This window comes from Vibrio sp. YT-19(2023), from assembly GCF_033337395.1.
The window spans coordinates 36,856-54,571 of the sequence record NZ_JAWOQN010000013.1; the positions used below are offsets into that span (position 1 = coordinate 36,856).

Below are 17,716 nucleotides of genomic sequence, written 5' to 3' on the forward strand. Positions count from 1 at the left end.
GTCATGTCTCTATGGGTAAAGCAGTGCATTCAAGCGTTTAGCTTCTGCAAGGCTTTTAAGGCCCAAACCACCTACCAGAGCATGGCCATCAATCGTTATGATGTCTTTGTTCTTTCCAGCGGGTGTTGCAGCAAGAAGCGGCATTGCTTTTAAAATTGCATCGGCACCACCCAACGTTTCATAGCTGCGACCACTAACAAGAATCACGTCAGGCTGCATCTCTACCATCGCTTCTGTGGATAGAGGCTTGTAAGACGAGAGTTGTGTAGCGGCTGGGTTTTGTCCGCCGGCGAGTTGAATAATTGCATCGGGTGTCGTTTGTGAGCCCGCAACATTTGCAGGTCGCCCTTCATGGATCAGCAGAAAGAGCACTTTCTTTTTCTTCGCTTGATCAGGTTGGTTTGCATTGAGTGCTTGTACTTGCGCCTGGACATCTTGCTTTAAGCTTTCAGCTTGAGCTTTGCGATCCATAAGGTTCGCAATTTGATCAATACGTTGATAAAGGCCCTCGACATTTGCATCAGTATTAACGATTTCTACATCTACGCCAGCCGATTTCAATTGGTTCAATGTTGTTTTCGGCCCCATCTCATCAGAACCAATGACTTTTGTCGGACGTAAGGCGAGCAACCCCTCCGCTGAAAGACGACGATGGTAGCCCACTTTAGGCAGTTCCATTTCTTTTGGTAATTGACTGGTGACGTCGATAGCAACCAAGCTATCTTTAGCGTCGAGTTCAAGCAAGAGTTCAGTGACGGCGCTGCCTGCGCTAACAACGCGCTCTGAGGATGGCGTTTCATTGGCAAAAAGTTGACTACTCGCAAGTAGGGAAATAGCTGCCGTGACAACAGCATGAATAGTGATGCGTGTGTTCTTCATTTTGAAAGGATCTCTATCTTACTTATTTTTATGATGGCTCTTCAGTGAGTAACTGAGTTGCTTGAATTCCGTTTTCTTGTAAAAAGCCGAGAAGTTGTACTAGCGACTGAATATTCGCGGTTTTTTCTGCTCCAATTACAATCGGTTTATCGCTTGACTTACTCTCTTCTAACAGCGCGAGGGTAAAGTTGTCCCAATCGATATATGTCTTGCCGTTAATAGCCCAGTAAGGCTCGTCTTTAAGAATATTTACCGTGATGGATTGCTTATCGACATCTGCAACAGCCTGAGATTCTGTGCTCGGTAAATTGACGTCTAATGAATCGAGTTTGACCGCTGCGGTTAACATCAGGAAAACCATGACGATAAAAATAATGTCTAACAGCGGTGTTAAATCGGGGGTTAAACCGTTACGACTATTTTCTTGTGGTGTTTTAATCATTGACTTGCGGCCTCAATCTTCCCAGAAGAGCGCAGTGTTACTTTTGAGTGGTCTGGCGAGACATGCTGTAACGATATACCTTCAAGCCATAAGTTGACGTAGTTTAAAGTGTGCTCAAGCTTGGCGATTACACGATCCGCCCACAAACCAATGATCTGCGCTCCTGAAATAGCAGGAAGTGCGATAATGAGACCCGCGGCAGTGGTGCGCATAGCAAGACCTAGGCCGTCAGCCAAATCATTCGGAGTGATATTCCCCGTTGAAACCGCGATGCCTTTGAACATGTCAATTAGGCCAAGTACCGTACCAAGCAAGCCAATTAAAGGACTGATGACACCAATCAGCGTCAGCAAACGAAGGCCGGAATGCAGCTGATGGCGTTTTTCTTGCAGCCAAATACCCGCGGCATCTTCTCTTAAAGATTTCGAGAAAGAATGATGAGCAAGCAACATCGCAACACCACGGTACAGAAGCGGCCTCTTATTCGACAACTCTTCAGCAAGTGCTTCAAGCTCGCTCCCATTTGTTGGGTCTAATCCTGTGAGCTTTTGGCGAATGGCTCGCTTTCCTACACCAAGGCTAATTAACACATGGAATAATCGCTCGGCGATGATCATCACGGTTAGAGCTGAGCAAATGATCAAAGGCCATGTCATCAGCCCAAATTGAGTTTGTAATTCTTGTAGTTGTTCCATTATCCATCCAACTTAAAACGAACAGGTACTTGTACTCGGTGAGCGACTTTTAGCCCACCTGAAATATGTGGTGTAAATTGCCACTGTTTGATCGCACGAAGTGCTGAGGCATCTAGCGACTCTGTGCCGGAAGACTCAATCAAAACCTGTTTAATCTGGTTACCATTCTCATCTAGCCATATCTCATACAAGGCTACACCTTCAATACCGCGTCTTTGTGCAGACCTTGGGTAACGGGGTTGTGTTGGTTGACTCACAAACGTTGGTTTGTCGACCAAGACAGGCTGAGATGTTGCCCCTTTGGATTGGCTCGCAGGTGCGGATTGTTGAGCTACCGTCTCTTTCTTCACCGGTTCCGTTTTTTTCTTTGGTTTCGCTTCGGGCTGAACCTTTTGCTTTGTTACGGTTTTGGTGGGCTCGACCGTTTTAGGTTTAGATTGTTTAACCGGTTCTGGTTTTTTCTCTACTACCTTCTTCTTAACAGCGTCTTTCTTGACGACCTGTTTTTTTACAATCTTCTTTTCTGGTTCAGGTTGGTCTTGAGGCTGCTCTTTTGGTGGCGCTACATTTTCTGGTGTAGATTTTTCGACAGCGGGAGGAGCAGACACAAGATTTAGACTTACCGAACTTGCTGGGTTTCCAGCCGGCATCGCGAACACCTTTGTCTCTTGAGAAACAAAAAGAAGTGCGGCATGGATGGCAAGGGAAGCACCTCCTGCAATGACATATCTTTGTACGTTCACGGAATATCTCGGGAAACTATGAAAACTTGGGCAGATTATTACTTACAATGGAAATAAGATCAATTATCAATTGCATTATCATTACGCTCAAATTATGATTCTTGCAGAATTTTTAAGATCAGCTTCCATCCCTTACATGATGGGAGTTAAGCGAGTATATATGAGCGTCGATATCGATAAGTTTGATGAATCAGTGTTGGGCAGTGATAGTCCTGATCCATTGCGATTTGCTTTTGTTAAGAAGCATTCTGCACATGCCGGGGGAGCGAGCGTACCTGTGCCCTCGTCTCAACAACAGGCGATTTTTTCGAGTATTACGGCTAACTCAATTAAAGCGACCAATAAGCGCTGTCTTTATATTCATGTTCCGTTTTGTCGCGTTCGTTGCACTTTTTGTAACTTCTTTCAAAATGCTGCAAGTCGCACACTGGTTGATGAGTACTTTGAAGCATTAATGCAGGAGCTTAGAGAGAAAGCGGCATTACCTTGGACACAAAATGGTATTTTTCACGCCGTATATATCGGGGGCGGAACGCCAACGGATTTATCTCCAATACAGGTTCGTGTGTTAGGCCAGGCTATCCGAGACCACTTTCCTTTGGCCGCAGACTGCGAAATCACCTTAGAAGGTCGCATCAATCGTTTTTCTGATGAGTTGTATCAAGGCGCTTTAGACGGTGGGTTTAATCGTTTCTCTTTTGGTGTGCAAAGTTTTAATACACAAGTGCGCCGCAGCGCAAAACGTTTAGATGATAGAGAAGATGTCCTCAAACGGGTGAGCGAGATCGCCAAAGAAGACAAAATTCCGGTCATTATTGATTTACTCTATGGCTTACCTTATCAAACCAAAGAAGTGTTAGAGCAAGATTTAAATGATTTCCTCTCGACTGGCGCACACGGACTGGACTTGTATCAGTTAGTGGTTGGTGGGTCAGCTCCCATGCTCAACCTCGTAGAAAAGGGAAAAATCCCGCCACCTGCGACCACACCAGAAAAAGCGGGAATGTATGAGCTCGGTGTGAACTTTATGGCCAAACACCATATGAAGCAACTGAGTGTGAACCATTGGGCAATCGATAACCGCGAGCGTAGTTTATACAATAGTTTAGCCAAGACTTATGCAGAGGTATTGCCAATTGGCTGTGGTGCTGGAGGTAATATCGGTGGCTACGGGATGATGCAACACCGCACACTAGAGACCTATATTAAAGCGGTCAAAGAAGGTCAAAGCACCATCGCGATGATGATGAAGCAAAGCCCTCTAGAACCACTTTTTTCTGCACTCAAATCTGCGTTTGACCGTGGCATTGTTCAAGCAAATCAACTTCCATCATTTATGGGAGAGGACGCGTTCGGGTTTTTATTGCCTCTATTTAAAGTGTGGCAAGCGAAAGGCTTAGTACAACTACATGAACGTAGCGCAGTCCTTACTCTTGCAGGCAGCTTCTGGGCTGTGTCATTGGCTCAAAGTTGTATTCAGGTACTCACGTCAGAGATGAACGAAACCGTACCGAAAGCATCCAATAATTAATGAAAACAAATTGAACAAAAACGGAAGACACAATGGAATCAATCAAGCAACAAGTTGAAGTATTACTAGAGCAAGAACCACAATTATTGCCAGCTGCGATGGCAGAGCGTCTTGGCATTTCCGAGTTTGAGGTTGTTGCGGCTCTACCTCAGGAAATGGTGGCTATTGCACCAGGAGAGCAAGCGCAAAGCATCCTAGAAAGTTTGGTTGGTTTTGGCCCGGTGACGACCATCGTCCACTCTTTTGGTTCTATCTTTGAAGTTAAAGCGCCGTTTCCAAAAGGAAAAGTGGCGCGTGGCTATTACAATTTAATGGGTAGAGAAGGTGAACTGCACGGCCACCTTAAATTAGATAACGTTAAAAATGTCGCATTAGTCAGTAAACCGTTTATGGGTAGAGAGAGTCACTATTTTGGTTTTTTCTCAGAGTGCGGAAGCAATATTTTCAAGGTTTATTTAGGCCGTAACGAAAAGCGCGAGTTGATTGTAGAGCAAGTAACCGCATTTCGCGCCCTACAAGCCGAATTAAAAAAGTAATCACAAACATAATCGAGGCTTAACTCGAATACTAATTAGTAAAGTCAGGTATCAATATGGATCAACAAGTTAAACAAGAGCGTTTGCAAGGTCGTTTAGGGCCAGAGATCAAAGAGTTTCGTCAGGAGCGCCGTACACTTCAGCTTGCAACTGTCGATGCAGAAGGTCGCCCGAATGTAAGCTACGCGCCTTATGTCCAAAACCAGGAAGGTTATTTCGTTCTCATTTCTAAAATCGCTCGTCATGCCCGTAACCTTTTAGAAAATCCAAATGTTTCATTGATGATGATCGAAGATGAAGAGTCTTCAAAGCAGCTGTTTGCTCGTAAGCGCTTAACTTTTGATGCGGTAGCAAATGTAGTTGAGCGAGACACAGAGATGTGGCAACAAGTTGTTGAACAAATGAAAGAGCGTTTTGGTGAGATTATTGATGGTCTAAGCCAGCTAGAGGATTTCGTTTTGTTTAACTTAAAGCCAGAATCGGGGCTATTTGTTAAAGGTTTTGGTCAGGCGTATCAAGTGTCTGGTGATGATTTAGTAGATTTTGTTCACCTTCAAGAAGGTCACAAGAAAGTCGAAAGTGCCTGATTGTAAACCGATCATATGAATGTCGATCATTTGGCATAATGAACGTTTAAAGGGAGTTAGGTTATACTGACTCCCTTTTTTATATTGGAACAAAAGCATGAAACCTGTAAGCAAGGAATTGAGCGAGATTTGCTATCCGTTTATTTACGAGGACAGTCCGGTTTGTGACTTTGAAATTACAGCAGATGAACTTTGTAGTCGTATTGGCCTTGTTCTCGCTATGGAGTTGGACGAGTTTAGCCGCGATATACTGACAAGAATGCAGCCTAATGTTTATCATCTAAATGGTTCGGTTCGCGGAAAATTAGCGATTACAGAGACGGAAGTCGAAGAGTTAAAGGCCGATTATGCTTTGCTCAAGCAACGTATTGATGGCGGCTTCAAAGGCTTTGTTCTACCCGGAGGGCACCCGGCAGCCAGTCAATTGCATTTGTGCCGTTGCCAAGCTAAAAAAACGGTACGAGCATTAGTTGCCGTTGAACATACAGGTAAGAAGCAGCCCGCACCTATTTTGTTTCGTTACGCGAACTTATTAGCGAATGTACTTTACAGCCTAGCTTCTTATATTAATCATGCTCACCAAGTCAAAGAGACGGAATTCGTTTCTCGTAGTTACGCGATGCCAAAGAAGTGAGCTGAGAAATTAGCGGATGTGAGCATCAGGGATAGGACCAGTACTGCATTATATTCTCAAATCAACTCGTCCAATAAGAGTTAAGAAGTCATAGCTTTGGCTTCTAGCTCTTTTGCTCCGCGAAGCATCGCTTCGATTAGTTCTCCTGCATTGAATTTCTCAAGTGCCTCATGCGCGCCAACTTGGTGAGCTCTGTCTACACAGATTTCGCTCGATAACGATGTATGTAAAATGCGGTATGAATGGTTCAGAGAGGAATTATTCTGAACTTCAAATGCTAATTCATAACCGTCTAATCCGGGCATTTCAATATCGCTGACCAGAATATCAATTGGGCGATGAGCCGCAGCGTCACTTTTCATCAGTTCCAATGCATCTAAACCATTTTTACAGATTTGATACCCAATATTGATGCTATCGAGTGCGTCACACAGCTGTTTACGAGCGATGGAAGAGTCATCCACCAATAGAATACTGAGTGCTTTTAGGCGTTCTCGCTCAATATCTGTCAGCATTGGGATCTTTGAATTCTCGTACTGCGGATAAATTTTGGAAAGTAGCAGCTCCACATCCAGCATTTGAACAGTTTTGTCCTCGTAGCGAGTAATTCCAGTCACGAAAATATTTTTTCCAGCGCTCGGAGGTGGCGTTTCAATAGCTTTCCAATCGCACTCAATGATCTTCTCTATACTACGAACCATAAACGCAACCACGGTTCGCAAGCAATCTGTCACGATCAAGTAGCAGCTTTTATATTCTTCTTCACTAATAGGACGAAAGCCAACAGCCGCTGACATATCGATCACTGGTACTGTTAAGTTACGTATCGTAACGGTTCCAATGACGTGATGATGCGAGTAAGGGATCTTTGTCGTTGGCATGTACGTGACGATTTCACGGACTTTTAGCGTACCGATAGCGAAACTCTGTTGCAGGGTGAGCTTAAACATCAACATGCCCTGAGATTGATTCGCTTTGCTAACGACTTTTGCCATGAAAATAACCTTATAAATACCACCGAATTGTGTCTAATCTAATCTTATCAGACGAAGGCTTCAACCATCGGAGAGACAAATGTGAGCTTTTTAGACAATCTTTTAGAGAATAGTGATTAACTGAGCAAAACTTGTTTGTATTTTAAACTCATTATGTAGACGATTTTATATTCCTCGTGTATTTGGGCCTTTACCGCTGAGCTATTATTAAGAAATGTTTGGTCTGTTAAAAAGGATTGGGTACACTTGCGCGACCAGAATAGTGAGAGATAGAACAATGGCAAATACAGCAGCCGCATTACATATTCTTGTGAAGCACAAAGAGCAAGCGGAAGACATAATCAAGCAACTGAAAAAAGGCGCAAAGTTTCAGACATTAGCGAAGAAGTATTCAACTTGCCCGTCAGGCAAACGCGGTGGTGACCTTGGTGAATTCCGCCGTGGTCAAATGGTACCTCAATTCGACAAAGTGTGCTTTTCTGGCGAAGTGTTAACGCCGCATCTAGTTAAAACCAAGTTCGGTTGGCATGTTGTAAAGGTGCTTTACAGAACATAAGGCTTGGTATCGACCTAAACATTGTCAGATGAAACCCACAAGCATTAAATATCATCTGTACGGTCTCTTTTCACCAATCACTACCGTTATGACATGGCAGATACATTCTGATCTGCCATGCTCAACCAAACGCTAATCTTTCCAAACTAGAAACTCATTTATATGCAGTTAACTTGGCTTTTCTCATAAGTCGTTATCCTATTTCAAGCTTTGGTATGAGAATACGTTGGCTGGTTGTATCAATTATCAATGCTATTCCTTGCTGGCGAACTTTGGTTCATGTTCGGGCGCCATTCGCATATGATAGCGACCTTATAAAAATTAACCCCGTTCATAATTTAAGATGTCCCTGACTCATAAAGACTATTTTAAAATCGCATTTCCTTTCATTGTTTCTACTGTTACCCAACCATTGTTGGGGGCGGTGGACACCGCGGTGATCGGTAAACTCGGTGTGGCTGAGATGATTGGTGGTGTGGCGATCGGCACCGTCATCATGAACACCTTGTATTGGTTGTTTGGCTTTTTCCGCGTAAGTACTACGGGGCAAAGTGCAATCGCATTAGGTAAAAATAGCCCAGAAGATCAAGCGAGCAGCTTATTTCGTCCTTTCGTACTTTCGCTTTGCCTTGGCTTGATTTTCATTGCGTTGCAGTCCGTGATTTGGATGGGGGCAGAGCTGATTATCTCCCCTGATGCAGTCGTGGCCGAAAACGCGAAGATTTACTTCGATATCATGATCTTTGGTGCACCGTTTGTACTGCTGAACTACACCGTGATTGGTTGGCTGATGGGGCAGGCGAAAGCCAAAGAAACCTTGTTCACGCAAGTGTTTGGTAACGTGCTGAACATCGTGCTGGATATCGTCTTTGTGTTGTACTTCGATATGGGCATTGCTGGTGTTGCGGTGGCGACACTTATCGCGCAAATCTCGACGTTTGTTATTGGTGCGGTGCTGGTGTTGAAAACCTGTCGCTTCCCGCTGTTTGATCACATTCAGACCGCAAAAATGACGCGTAAAGATCTCAAAGTCATTGCGTCTTCCAATATGGATCTGCTGCTTCGTACTGTGTGTCTATTGGTGTTCTTCAACATGATGGCGCGTGTAGGCTCTCAGCTTGGTTCTGATGTGCTTGCTGCGAACGCAATCATGATGCAAGTGACCTTTATCGTCAGCTACATGTTCGACGGTGTAGCGAACGCGTCGAGCGTCTTTGCAGGTAAAGCGGTAGGGCAGAAGAATCCGACATTGCTTGATAACGTGATTAAGCTAAACACGCAATGGACCGCGGCGTTCGTTGTTGTCTTGACCTTGCTGTTAGTGCTGTTCAAACACCAAGTGGTGATGTTGTTTACCACCTTGCCAAACCTTGTTGAACTGTATCTAGACATGAGCCCTTGGTTATTGGCATTCCCGTTGGTTGCTGGTTTTGGTCTTACGTTTTACGGCATCTTTACCGGTACAGGGACGACGCGACCAGTGCGTAACTCTACCTTTCTAACCATGGTGTTGTTCTTAGTGACTCAATTGATTGCGGTGCAATATTGGGGCAACCACGGTTTATGGCTGGCATTCACTTTGTTCTACGTTGGGCGCTTTGTCTTCTTGTTTCGATACCTCGGTCAAGTTAAACAAAAGTGTCTTTAATTCACACTGTCACAAACGACCTAATTTAGATGTTCTTATAACAAGGGTGGAGCCATCTGCCCTTGTTGATAAATCTGAAAAAGGTGATGAAATAACCTTTCCGACTGGTTTCCTTGCTTTAACCCGCATGATATTATTTGTGATGTTATATTATTACATTTAGTTTATGCCGTGATTTCTCAACCAATACTCTCCGTTAATAATCTCAGCCTTACAGACTCAGAGCGTACACTCTTCAAAGACATTTCTTTTGAGCTGTCTCAAGGTGAAGTTCTTGCCATTATGGGACCTTCCGGCATTGGTAAATCCATGTTGTCGAAAGCCGTCGCAGGTTTTTTGCCGTCTGATATTTGGGTAGACGGAAGTATCCAGCTTAACAGCAGTGAAGTCGCACAAACTGTCATGCTGCAACGTAGTCAATTGCAGCGTCCCGCGGTCATTTTCCAAGATGCACTTAAAGCGCTGAATCCATTGGCGTCTGTCGAACAACAACTGTGTTTGGCATTGACGGGCAAAAAAACGCGCTTGTCTTCAGCAAACCGAGACACCGTGACGACCTTGTTGTCTCAACTCGGATTTGCAGATCCAAAAGCAGCATTGGCGCAGCATCCAAGCCAGCTATCTGGTGGTCAGCGCCAGCGTATTTGTATTGCGATTGCTTTGCTTGGTAGTGCCAACTTAATCATCGCAGATGAGCCCACCAGTGCACTCGATCCAATCACCGAAGCGGAGATCCTTGAGTTGTTCCGCAGCAGTGTTCAGCAACGCAACATCAGTGGTCTGTTGATCACGCACGATCTGTCTGCGGCTTTGGCATGTGACAAAGTCTTGGTGATTGCGGACAACACCATGGTGGCTTATGGCGCACCGTGGCAAGCCATTCAGCAAAGTTCGCATCCTTTCTGCCAACAACTTGCGCAACTGCTGCCTTAACCTCATCTCTGGAGCCTATTTTGACTAAGCACAACTTGAGCGGGCACACGCAGCCTAAATCGGCGGAAGTTCGCTTTGAGCAAGCCAGTGTTCACTATTACTCCAAACCAAGTTGGTTAGGGGGCAAACCGTTCAAAGCGCTCGAACAATTGGATCTTGCCATCGACACACAAAACATTGCGATTGTTGGTCCTTCTGGTGCGGGTAAATCGACCTTGATTGAGCTTCTGTTCGGTCTTCGTAAGCCCACATCTGGTGAAGTGTATGTGTGTGGCTATCCGCTATCGCGTAGCTCGGCTAAGCAGCGCCAAGAGTTGTGTCAGCACATTCAACTGATTCCGCAAGAGCCGCAGTCTAGCTTGAATCCGTACTACACCGTTCGCCAGATCTTACTGGAACCGCTAAGCAATATTGGCTTAACGCAAGAGCTGAACGAGAAGGTGGAAAAGGTCTTGGCGGATGTCGGTTTGGATCTCACATTGCAGGATCGTAACCCGCAGCAGTTATCGGTTGGGCAAGCGCAACGTGTGGCTATCGCCAGAGCTTTAATTGTTGAGCCTTGCGTGTTGGTTGCCGATGAGCCAACCAGCAGCCTAGATCCCGTCAGTCGTAAACAGATTCTCGACTTGTTGGCAGGCATTCAAAAGAGTCGTCAGATGCGCCTGATTTTGGTGACACATGACCTCGATGCGGCACAAACCCTATGCGATGAAATCCTAGTGTTAGACAAAGGACGTGTTGTCGAGCACGGCACGGCACAAGACGTGACAAATAACCCATCGCACTTGATCACCAGAGCCTTGATGAGCGCTCAACACAAAAGTAATGAATTCACAAAAACCATTGGAGAGGTTTCTTATGCACCTTAGTACTCCCAAGTTAGCTTTGTCGCTGGCTTTAAGCGCACTGCTGACGGGTTGTTTTGATTCTGGCGAAAGCAAGCCAGAAGCGGAAAAAGCAGCTGCACCGTAAGCAACGGAAATTCGCGTTGCCATGATGCAACCGCCACGCACAGGTTTGTCGCCATTTTCAGATGACGCGTTCAAACTGTCACGTTGGAGCACAGCAGAAACGCTAGTGAACCTAAACGATCAGTCGGTAGCAGAGCCAATGCTGGCAACAGAGTGGGAACAAGTTGATCCGATGACGTGGCAATTTACGGTACGTAAGGGCGTGAAATTCCACGATGGTTCTGACCTTGATGCAAACGCGGTTGTGAACTCTCTACAAAAAGCATTAGATGCCGCACCAAAACCACGCATTTTGGATGGTATCGAATGGCAAGTTCGCGCACTGGACGACTTCACTGTTGAAATCAAAACGACCTTTAACGATCCACTGTTGCCAAGCCGTCTTTCTAGCCCACAGCTAGCGATCCTTTCTGGTGCAGCATATCAAGAAAACGGTCGTGTTGTGCCAATCAATGCGGGTACGGGGCCATTCGTTCTGACAGAAATCAACGGTACAACCAGCGCAAAACTGAAGCGTTTTGACGGTTACTGGGGTGAAAAAGCTAAAGTAGATAGCATTTTTGCGGAATACGTACCAAACGGTTTTGCTCGTGCTGCAGCGCTGCGTACCGGTGAGGCGGATGTCGTTGAAGCGGTTCCTGTTTCGCAAATCGCGATGATGGAATCTTCACAGCTGCACGAAGTTGCAATGCCACGTACCAATACGCTTTACCTAAACAACAAATCAGATGTGTTTAGCCAGTTCGGTTTGCGTAAAGCAGCGGCTCAAGCGGTTAACCGTGAGCAAATCATCAAAACGGTTTACGAGAACCACGCCGATTCAGCGAAAGGTCTGTTAGGTCCAGCATTGGCATGGGCTCAACCAATTCGTGACGCGAACCCTCGTATGGAAACCATGGAAATGCGCCACGCGAACGGTGAGAAGATCACCATCGGTACATTTACCGACCGTGCTGAGTTGCCAGAAGTAGCGGTGCTGCTAAAGCAACAACTTGAAGCGGCTGGCTTTGTGGTTGAACTAGATGTTCGTGAATACGCACAAATCGAAAACGATGCACTAGCAGGTAAGTTCGATGCATTCTTGTTGTCACGTGCAACGGTGCTGGATTCTGGTGACCCAGTGGCGTACATGCAAAGTGACTTTAGCTGTAAAGGTTCTTACAACCTAGGTCAGTTCTGCTCTGAAGAAGTGGACGCAGCATTGAAACACGCTGATCGTCAGCCTTTGGGTGAGAAACGCCAACAAGCGATCATCGAAGCAGAAAGCAAAATCCTTGAGCAATACGCTGTGATTCCACTGCTTCACGAGCGTGTAATCCAAGGTGAGAGTGACCGCGTGAAGAATGCACAACGTGACCCACGTGAGCGTCGCCTGATCGACCAGTTTACTGAGGTGAACTAACTCGATGTCGTCTGTTGCCAACATGCGCTCTCGTTGGAGCGCTTGTATGCCTGAGTGGTTTACGCGTTTTTTGTCGCGCTTCCTGTCACTCGGGGTAGTGGTTGTGCTGGTGGGTTTGATGCCGGATATTGCCGGTATCGATCCAAGCCAATCAATCCTCCGTGCCCGTGCGGGTGCTCAACAATTGCTGACGGCAGAAGCTCTGCAAGCCATTCGAGAAGATCTTCAACTTGACCGCAGCGCTGCTGAGCGACTGTGTGATTGGTTGACGCTTGCCATGCAAGGTGACTTAGGTGTCTCTTGGGTGAGTGGCGCATCCGTGATGGAGAGCGTTCAACAAACTGCAAAAACGTCGCTACTACTGATGCTTACAGCGTTAGGCATGGCATTTGTAATGTGCATGGCGAGCGTACTTTACACTGTGCGTCGTTGGCAACAGAATCGTTTAGACAAACATCATGACACGCTCAGTTCGGTGTTGGTTTCACTGCCTGAGTACGTGATTGCTTCGTTGCTGATCATGGTGTTTTCCATCTGGTTGGGCTGGTTCCCACCTTATGGTTGGCAAGGCGTGCAAAACCTCTGGCTACCCAGTTTGGCAATGGCATTACCTGCTGCTGGCTTGTTCGGGCGTTTGCTCAATGACAGCCTCAAGCGTGTACTAGGTGAACCTTGGGTGATCACTTGGCTATCGGCGAACGTCAGTAAGTTTCAAATCTTACGCTTTGCCTTGTGGCGTGCCGTTAGTAACTTGATCCCTCAAATCGCAATGACGGTAATTGGTTTAACCGGCGGCGCGGTTGCTGTGGAACAGGTGTTCTCCATTCCGGGTATCGGACGACTAATATTAGGCGCGGCGAAGTCACAAGATTTGCCGATGCTGCAAGGTGGCTTGTTGGTGTTGCTGGTGTTCTCGATGTTGATCAGCAGTGCGAGCATCTTATTGCAACGTTGGTTACTCGGGCACAGTGTCACAAGTGGCAAGTTGATCAGCAGTCACAGCACGTTCCGTTTTACCCAAAGCACCACCAAACGTATTGTCAGTGCGACAATCTTTGCCTTGCTGATTGGTTGTGCGGGATGGGCCTTAATGCGCGATCCTTACACTATCCAATTTACCCGCCTTGAATCGCCAAGCTTAGCAGCACCGTTTGGTGCCGATGCGGTCGGGCGAGATCTGCTTGCTCGTGTTGGCGGCGGTATGATGTCGACAATCAAAATGGGCATCATCGCAACGTTCCTAAGTTTGGTGATTGGTTTGTTGCTCGGCTTCGTGACTCGTTATAGCCAAGGCTTAATTGAGATCACCAAAGGTGTGCCATACATTGTGGCGGGTCTGCTGATTGCTGGTCTAACGGGGATGAACCCAAACAGTGCCTTGATTGCGATTGTTATGGTGTCATGGGCACCATTAGCGGCGCACTGTGCAAGTTTGTTGATGGAAGCCAAAGCGCAGCCTTACACGCATCTTGCGCCCATTTGGGGAACCAGTCAGTGGCGAGTACTTCGTTACTACTTGTTGCCTTATGTGCTGCCGCCATTGATTCGTCACGCGTTTCTGCGTTTGCCTTACATTACGCTTAGCCTGACTTCTCTGAGTTTTATCGGACTTGGCGTTAAGCCGCCAGAACCTGAGTGGGGTTTATTGATTGCAGAGAATCTGCCTTACATCGAGCGCTCACCATTGGGTGTCTTGCTGCCAATTTCAGGCTTAGTTTTGATGGCAATTGCGGTGAATTTGATTTTTGATGACAAGTGACGAGCAGCGATAAAGCGAAGTGAGCTTCCATATCCAGATGTAATCAGTAATTTGGTAATTTAGAAAACAAAAGGATGTGTTTTCTGCCAGAAAGTACACAGCACGGTCTACGTATATTGGAAGCACCTATAAATTAACGAGTATAAAAGTTACGCGAACTCAGATGTTTAGGTAGTATTACTCTTTATACACACGTAATCCTTTATCCGTTAATTCTTGAGTGACCACTTCGGATAGGTTTCGATCGGTAATAATTCCGTCCAATTGCTCGATGTCTAATGCATGAAAGCTCGCTATCTGACCGTATTTAGTTGAGTCTGAGATCAGATAATTGGTTTGTGCCGCCTTGATGATTGCTTTTTTAACGAGAACTTTATTTTCATTAGGTGTTGATAAGCCTTTCAAGCTCCAAGATGAAGTCGAAATAAAGGCGATATCAATATTTAGCCCATTCAAGAACTCTGCGACTTTTCCACCAATGGTGGATTGGTTCTCGCGGTCAATTTTTCCCCCTGTGTGGTAAAGCTCACATTCACTGTGCGTCATAAGGAAAGCAGCAATAGAGAAGTCATTGGTGATCACTAAAAGATCATTACGATTTGCTATTTGATGGGCGATTTCTAGAGAGGTTGTTCCCGCATCCAAGTAAATCGTAGCGTCTTGACCAATTAACGTAGCCGCCAGCTTACCAATTTGAATTTTTTCATCCGCTTGTTGCTCGACCTTCGCATCATGGGAAAGTTCGGAATGTAGAGCTTGAGCGAGTTGCACTCCACCAGAAACAGAAACGACTTTACCTGAGGATTCAAGCTTCACGATATCACGACGAATGGTCATATGTGATACGCCAAGGTGGTCGGTTAAATCTGAAATGCTTAACACTTCTTGATGTGATAACAGGGATAATATGGTTCTTTGACGTTCTGCTGGGATCATAGTTTCACTTCTATATTCTTGTTTTTCAGTATCCTACCAATCTTTTCATTTGTTGTGAATATCTGTGAATTATGTTCTCAACGTTGTAAGAACAGCCTTCGCTTGTGTTAACTGCTCGGATTATCTCTGCCCATAAAGAGGTATATATCACGACATTGTTAATTTGTGTGAAAAAATGTGATTCAAAGCGAGGTCTTAGTATTAATCTTCACATATAATCACATCAACCAAACAAGAATTAACAAAGTTTAATAGACCAGAAGGCATTGTTTTTATGAGTGAAGTTCAATCTGTAGGTGTTATCGGTTTAGGCTCTATGGGAATGGGCGCCGCAAAGTCATGTGTGCGTGCAGGCCTAGATGTCTATGGTTTCGATTTAAATTCTCAAGCGCTTGAAGAGTTAGGTTCATTCGGTGCAAAAGCTGTTTCTACAAATGCAGTTGAGTTTGCAGATAAGCTTGATTCGGTTCTAGTTCTTGTTGTGAACGCAGCTCAAGTTAACACGGTCTTGTTCAAAACCGGTCTTGCTACAGCGCTTAAGCCGAATACGCCAGTAATGGTTTCAGCAACCATCTCAGCAGAAGACGCAAAACAAATTGAAGCGAAATTGGCAGAACACAATCTTGTGATGCTTGATGCACCGGTATCTGGTGGTGCTGCAAAAGCCGAATTAGGTGAGATGACTATTATGGCGTCGGGAGCGCAAAGCACATTTGATGCACTTGAACCAGTACTCAACGCAACGGCAGCTAAAGTCTACAACATCGGTGAAGCGATTGGCCTAGGCGCAACTGTGAAGATTATCCACCAATTGCTAGCAGGTGTTCATATCGCAGCTGGTGCTGAAGCAATGGCATTAGCGGCACGTGCAAACATTCCTCTTGACCTGATGTACGACGTGGTGACGAATGCAGCGGGTAACTCTTGGATGTTTGAGAACCGCATGAAGCATGTGGTTGATGGTGATTACTCCCCTAAATCTATGGTCGACATCTTTGTGAAAGATTTAAACCTCGTATCGGACACAGCAAAAGATCTCAAATTTCCACTTCCTCTATCAAGCACAGCACTAAACATGTTTTTGAGTGCAAGCAATGCTGGTTTTGGCCAGGAGGACGACAGTGCCGTTATCAAGATTTTTGATGGTATTGAGCTTCCAGGTGTAGAAAACAAACAGAAATAAGCGCACGTAAAACGGAGAAAAAATGATGTTATTAGGCGTTATCGCAGACGACTTTACTGGCGCAACAGACATCGCAGGTTTTCTTGTAGAAAACGGCATGCGCACAGTTCAGCTTAACGGTATTCCAAAAGAAGAGATTGATGTAAACGCAGATGCGGTCGTGATCAGTCTTAAATCTCGCTCTTGTCCTGTAGATGAGGCAATCGAGGATTCAGTAGCGGCGCTTAAGTGGCTGCAAGCAAATGGCTGTCAGCAGTTTTACTTCAAGTACTGCTCAACGTTTGACAGCACAGCAGAAGGTAACATTGGTCCTGTAACGGATGCACTGCTTGCAGAGCTAGGTGAAGCGTTCACCATTGTCTGCCCATCATTACCAGTGAATGGTCGCACAGTTTTCAACGGCCATCTATTTGTATTCCAAGACTTGCTAAGCGACTCAGGTATGCGTAATCACCCTGTGACACCAATGACTGATTCAAGCCTAGTTCGTATGATGGATGCTCAATCTCAAGGCAAATCTGGCCTGGTGAACTTCCAAATAATTGAACAAGGTCCAAAAGCGGTAATTGAGCGCTTTGAAGAGCTAAAAGTACAAGGCAACCGCTACGCAGTGGTTGATGCATTCAATGCAGAGCATCTTGTCACACTTGGCCAAGCGGCGAAGTCTCTAAAACTGGTAACTGGTGGTTCTGGTTTGGCTGCGGGTATTGCTAAGAACTGGATAGAGAGCCTTGAAGATCAAAGTGATGCGAAGCAAGAGGGGAACCCTAAAAAAGCACCAACCGTTGTGTTATCTGGATCTTGTTCTGTCATGACCAACCAACAGGTCGCTGTTTACAAAGAAAAAGCGCCACACTTTGCTATTGATGTGAAGGCGTGTCTGACGGAAGAAGACTACTCAAATCAAGTGTTTGATTGGGTCATGACCAACATCGAAAGCGAGTTCGCACCACTGGTTTACGCAACCGCAGATGCAGCGGCGTTAAAAGCGATTCAACAAGAGTTTGGCGCGCATGCTTCAAGCCACGCGGTTGAACAATTCTTTAGCCAACTTGCAATCAAACTTCAGCAGCACGGTGTGAAAAATTTCATCGTTGCGGGTGGGGAAACCTCAGGGGTTGTAACCCAAAGCCTAGCCGTAAAAGGTTTTCATATCGGTCCTCAAATCGCACCAGGTGTACCTTGGGTGAAGTCACTTGAAGGCGAGCTTTCTTTGGCTCTGAAATCGGGCAACTTCGGCGATGAACACTTCTTTGCCAAAGCACAGTCGTTTTTTGAATAGGTGA

Annotated in this window: 17 protein-coding genes and 1 pseudogene; 12 read left to right on the forward strand and 6 right to left on the reverse strand. The window is 45.7% G+C overall.

Going from position 1 to position 17,716, the window contains the following annotated elements; genetic code table 11:
• Nucleotides 1–9: 9 nt before the first annotated feature.
• The 4 genes from R7E78_RS11680 to R7E78_RS11695 are packed head-to-tail and all read right to left on the reverse strand — an operon-like array spanning nucleotide 10 to nucleotide 2,759.
• Nucleotides 10–879, reverse strand: coding sequence for a hemin ABC transporter substrate-binding protein (locus tag R7E78_RS11680; protein WP_053303820.1), 870 nt, complete (start codon nucleotides 877–879; stop codon nucleotides 10–12).
• A 28-nt stretch (nucleotides 880–907) separates the two neighbouring features.
• Nucleotides 908–1,321 carry an ExbD/TolR family protein gene (locus R7E78_RS11685; RefSeq protein ID WP_005375322.1) on the reverse strand — a complete coding sequence of 138 codons (414 nt, stop codon included), beginning with the start codon at nucleotides 1,319–1,321 and terminating at the stop codon, nucleotides 908–910.
• Complete coding sequence (locus R7E78_RS11690) at nucleotides 1,318–2,016, reverse strand: MotA/TolQ/ExbB proton channel family protein (RefSeq protein WP_017821236.1); 699 nt, start codon at nucleotides 2,014–2,016, stop codon at nucleotides 1,318–1,320. The genes R7E78_RS11685 and R7E78_RS11690 overlap by 4 nt, the downstream gene beginning before the upstream one ends.
• Nucleotides 2,016–2,759, reverse strand: a complete 744-nt coding sequence (locus R7E78_RS11695; RefSeq protein ID WP_021707650.1) for an energy transducer TonB — start codon at nucleotides 2,757–2,759, stop codon at nucleotides 2,016–2,018. Before R7E78_RS11695 ends, R7E78_RS11690 begins: the two co-directional genes overlap by 1 nt.
• A gap of 160 nt (nucleotides 2,760–2,919) precedes the next feature.
• Between R7E78_RS11695 and hutW the strand changes: the two genes are divergently transcribed.
• From hutW to R7E78_RS11715, 4 genes are all read left to right on the forward strand, one after another.
• Nucleotides 2,920–4,290, forward strand: a complete 1,371-nt coding sequence (hutW, locus tag R7E78_RS11700) for a heme anaerobic degradation radical SAM methyltransferase ChuW/HutW (protein ID WP_318057891.1) — start codon at nucleotides 2,920–2,922, stop codon at nucleotides 4,288–4,290.
• Nucleotides 4,291–4,322: 32 nt separating this feature from the next.
• Nucleotides 4,323–4,826: a heme utilization cystosolic carrier protein HutX gene (hutX, locus tag R7E78_RS11705; RefSeq protein ID WP_269334217.1), complete on the forward strand. Its 504-nt coding sequence runs from the start codon at nucleotides 4,323–4,325 to the stop codon at nucleotides 4,824–4,826.
• 56 nt (nucleotides 4,827–4,882) lie between these two features.
• Nucleotides 4,883–5,413, forward strand: coding sequence for a heme utilization protein HutZ (hutZ, locus tag R7E78_RS11710; RefSeq protein WP_017635270.1), 531 nt, complete (start codon nucleotides 4,883–4,885; stop codon nucleotides 5,411–5,413).
• A gap of 97 nt (nucleotides 5,414–5,510) precedes the next feature.
• Nucleotides 5,511–6,047 carry an ATP:cob(I)alamin adenosyltransferase gene (locus tag R7E78_RS11715; RefSeq protein ID WP_005375333.1) on the forward strand — a complete coding sequence of 179 codons (537 nt, stop codon included), beginning with the start codon at nucleotides 5,511–5,513 and terminating at the stop codon, nucleotides 6,045–6,047.
• Between the two features lie 80 nt (nucleotides 6,048–6,127).
• On the opposite strand, the gene R7E78_RS11720 is transcribed toward R7E78_RS11715, so the two are convergent.
• Nucleotides 6,128–7,042, reverse strand: a complete 915-nt coding sequence (locus tag R7E78_RS11720) for a chemotaxis protein (RefSeq protein WP_318057892.1) — start codon at nucleotides 7,040–7,042, stop codon at nucleotides 6,128–6,130.
• 214 nt (nucleotides 7,043–7,256) lie between these two features.
• Between R7E78_RS11720 and ppiC the strand changes: the two genes are divergently transcribed.
• The 6 genes and pseudogenes from ppiC (at nucleotide 7,257) to R7E78_RS11750 (ending at nucleotide 14,311) form a co-directional block, all read left to right on the forward strand.
• Nucleotides 7,257–7,598, forward strand: a complete 342-nt coding sequence (gene ppiC / locus R7E78_RS11725) for a peptidylprolyl isomerase PpiC (RefSeq protein ID WP_081007916.1) — start codon at nucleotides 7,257–7,259, stop codon at nucleotides 7,596–7,598.
• 343 nt (nucleotides 7,599–7,941) lie between these two features.
• Nucleotides 7,942–9,246: an MATE family efflux transporter gene (locus tag R7E78_RS11730; protein ID WP_161441156.1), complete on the forward strand. Its 1,305-nt coding sequence runs from the start codon at nucleotides 7,942–7,944 to the stop codon at nucleotides 9,244–9,246.
• Nucleotides 9,247–9,417: 171 nt separating this feature from the next.
• Nucleotides 9,418–10,179, forward strand: a complete 762-nt coding sequence (locus tag R7E78_RS11735; protein ID WP_104976471.1) for an ATP-binding cassette domain-containing protein — start codon at nucleotides 9,418–9,420, stop codon at nucleotides 10,177–10,179.
• 20 nt (nucleotides 10,180–10,199) lie between these two features.
• Entirely contained in the window at nucleotides 10,200–11,048 is an 849-nt protein-coding gene (locus R7E78_RS11740) for an ABC transporter ATP-binding protein (RefSeq protein ID WP_213869067.1), read from the forward strand.
• Nucleotides 11,038–12,552: pseudogene (locus R7E78_RS11745) on the forward strand (ABC transporter substrate-binding protein). Before R7E78_RS11740 ends, R7E78_RS11745 begins: the two are co-directional and overlap by 11 nt.
• Before the next feature lie 4 nt (nucleotides 12,553–12,556).
• Nucleotides 12,557–14,311: an ABC transporter permease subunit gene (locus R7E78_RS11750; protein WP_411913755.1), complete on the forward strand. Its 1,755-nt coding sequence runs from the start codon at nucleotides 12,557–12,559 to the stop codon at nucleotides 14,309–14,311.
• Nucleotides 14,312–14,488: 177 nt separating this feature from the next.
• On the opposite strand, the gene R7E78_RS11755 is transcribed toward R7E78_RS11750, so the two are convergent.
• A complete protein-coding gene (locus R7E78_RS11755) occupies nucleotides 14,489–15,247 on the reverse strand; it encodes a DeoR/GlpR family DNA-binding transcription regulator (protein ID WP_005375354.1) in 759 nt (252 codons plus the stop codon).
• 274 nt (nucleotides 15,248–15,521) lie between these two features.
• Between R7E78_RS11755 and ltnD the strand changes: the two genes are divergently transcribed.
• Both ltnD and otnK read left to right on the forward strand, forming a co-directional pair.
• The gene (gene ltnD, locus R7E78_RS11760) at nucleotides 15,522–16,430 is read left to right on the forward strand and encodes an L-threonate dehydrogenase (RefSeq protein ID WP_005375356.1); all 909 of its coding nucleotides are present in this window, start codon (nucleotides 15,522–15,524) and stop codon (nucleotides 16,428–16,430) included.
• A 25-nt stretch (nucleotides 16,431–16,455) separates the two neighbouring features.
• A complete protein-coding gene (otnK, locus tag R7E78_RS11765; protein WP_031777204.1) occupies nucleotides 16,456–17,712 on the forward strand; it encodes a 3-oxo-tetronate kinase in 1,257 nt (418 codons plus the stop codon).
• Nucleotides 17,713–17,716 lie beyond the last annotated feature (4 nt).

Excerpts from the sequence above, each read along its gene's own strand:
- R7E78_RS11680 (WP_053303820.1), bottom strand. The coding sequence starts at position 879 with ATGAAGAACACACGCATCACTATTCATGCTGTTGTCACGGCAGCTATT.
- R7E78_RS11685 (WP_005375322.1), bottom strand. The coding sequence starts at position 1,321 with ATGATTAAAACACCACAAGAAAATAGTCGTAACGGTTTAACCCCCGAT.
- R7E78_RS11690 (WP_017821236.1), bottom strand. The coding sequence starts at position 2,016 with ATGGAACAACTACAAGAATTACAAACTCAATTTGGGCTGATGACATGG.
- hutW (WP_318057891.1), top strand. The coding sequence starts at position 2,920 with ATGAGCGTCGATATCGATAAGTTTGATGAATCAGTGTTGGGCAGTGAT.
- hutX (WP_269334217.1), top strand. The coding sequence starts at position 4,323 with ATGGAATCAATCAAGCAACAAGTTGAAGTATTACTAGAGCAAGAACCA.
- hutZ (WP_017635270.1), top strand. The coding sequence starts at position 4,883 with ATGGATCAACAAGTTAAACAAGAGCGTTTGCAAGGTCGTTTAGGGCCA.
- R7E78_RS11715 (WP_005375333.1), top strand. The coding sequence starts at position 5,511 with ATGAAACCTGTAAGCAAGGAATTGAGCGAGATTTGCTATCCGTTTATT.
- R7E78_RS11720 (WP_318057892.1), bottom strand. The coding sequence starts at position 7,042 with ATGGCAAAAGTCGTTAGCAAAGCGAATCAATCTCAGGGCATGTTGATG.
- ppiC (WP_081007916.1), top strand. The coding sequence starts at position 7,257 with ATGTTTGGTCTGTTAAAAAGGATTGGGTACACTTGCGCGACCAGAATA.
- R7E78_RS11730 (WP_161441156.1), top strand. The coding sequence starts at position 7,942 with ATGTCCCTGACTCATAAAGACTATTTTAAAATCGCATTTCCTTTCATT.
- R7E78_RS11750 (WP_411913755.1), top strand. The coding sequence starts at position 12,557 with ATGTCGTCTGTTGCCAACATGCGCTCTCGTTGGAGCGCTTGTATGCCT.
- R7E78_RS11755 (WP_005375354.1), bottom strand. The coding sequence starts at position 15,247 with ATGATCCCAGCAGAACGTCAAAGAACCATATTATCCCTGTTATCACAT.
- ltnD (WP_005375356.1), top strand. The coding sequence starts at position 15,522 with ATGAGTGAAGTTCAATCTGTAGGTGTTATCGGTTTAGGCTCTATGGGA.
- otnK (WP_031777204.1), top strand. The coding sequence starts at position 16,456 with ATGTTATTAGGCGTTATCGCAGACGACTTTACTGGCGCAACAGACATC.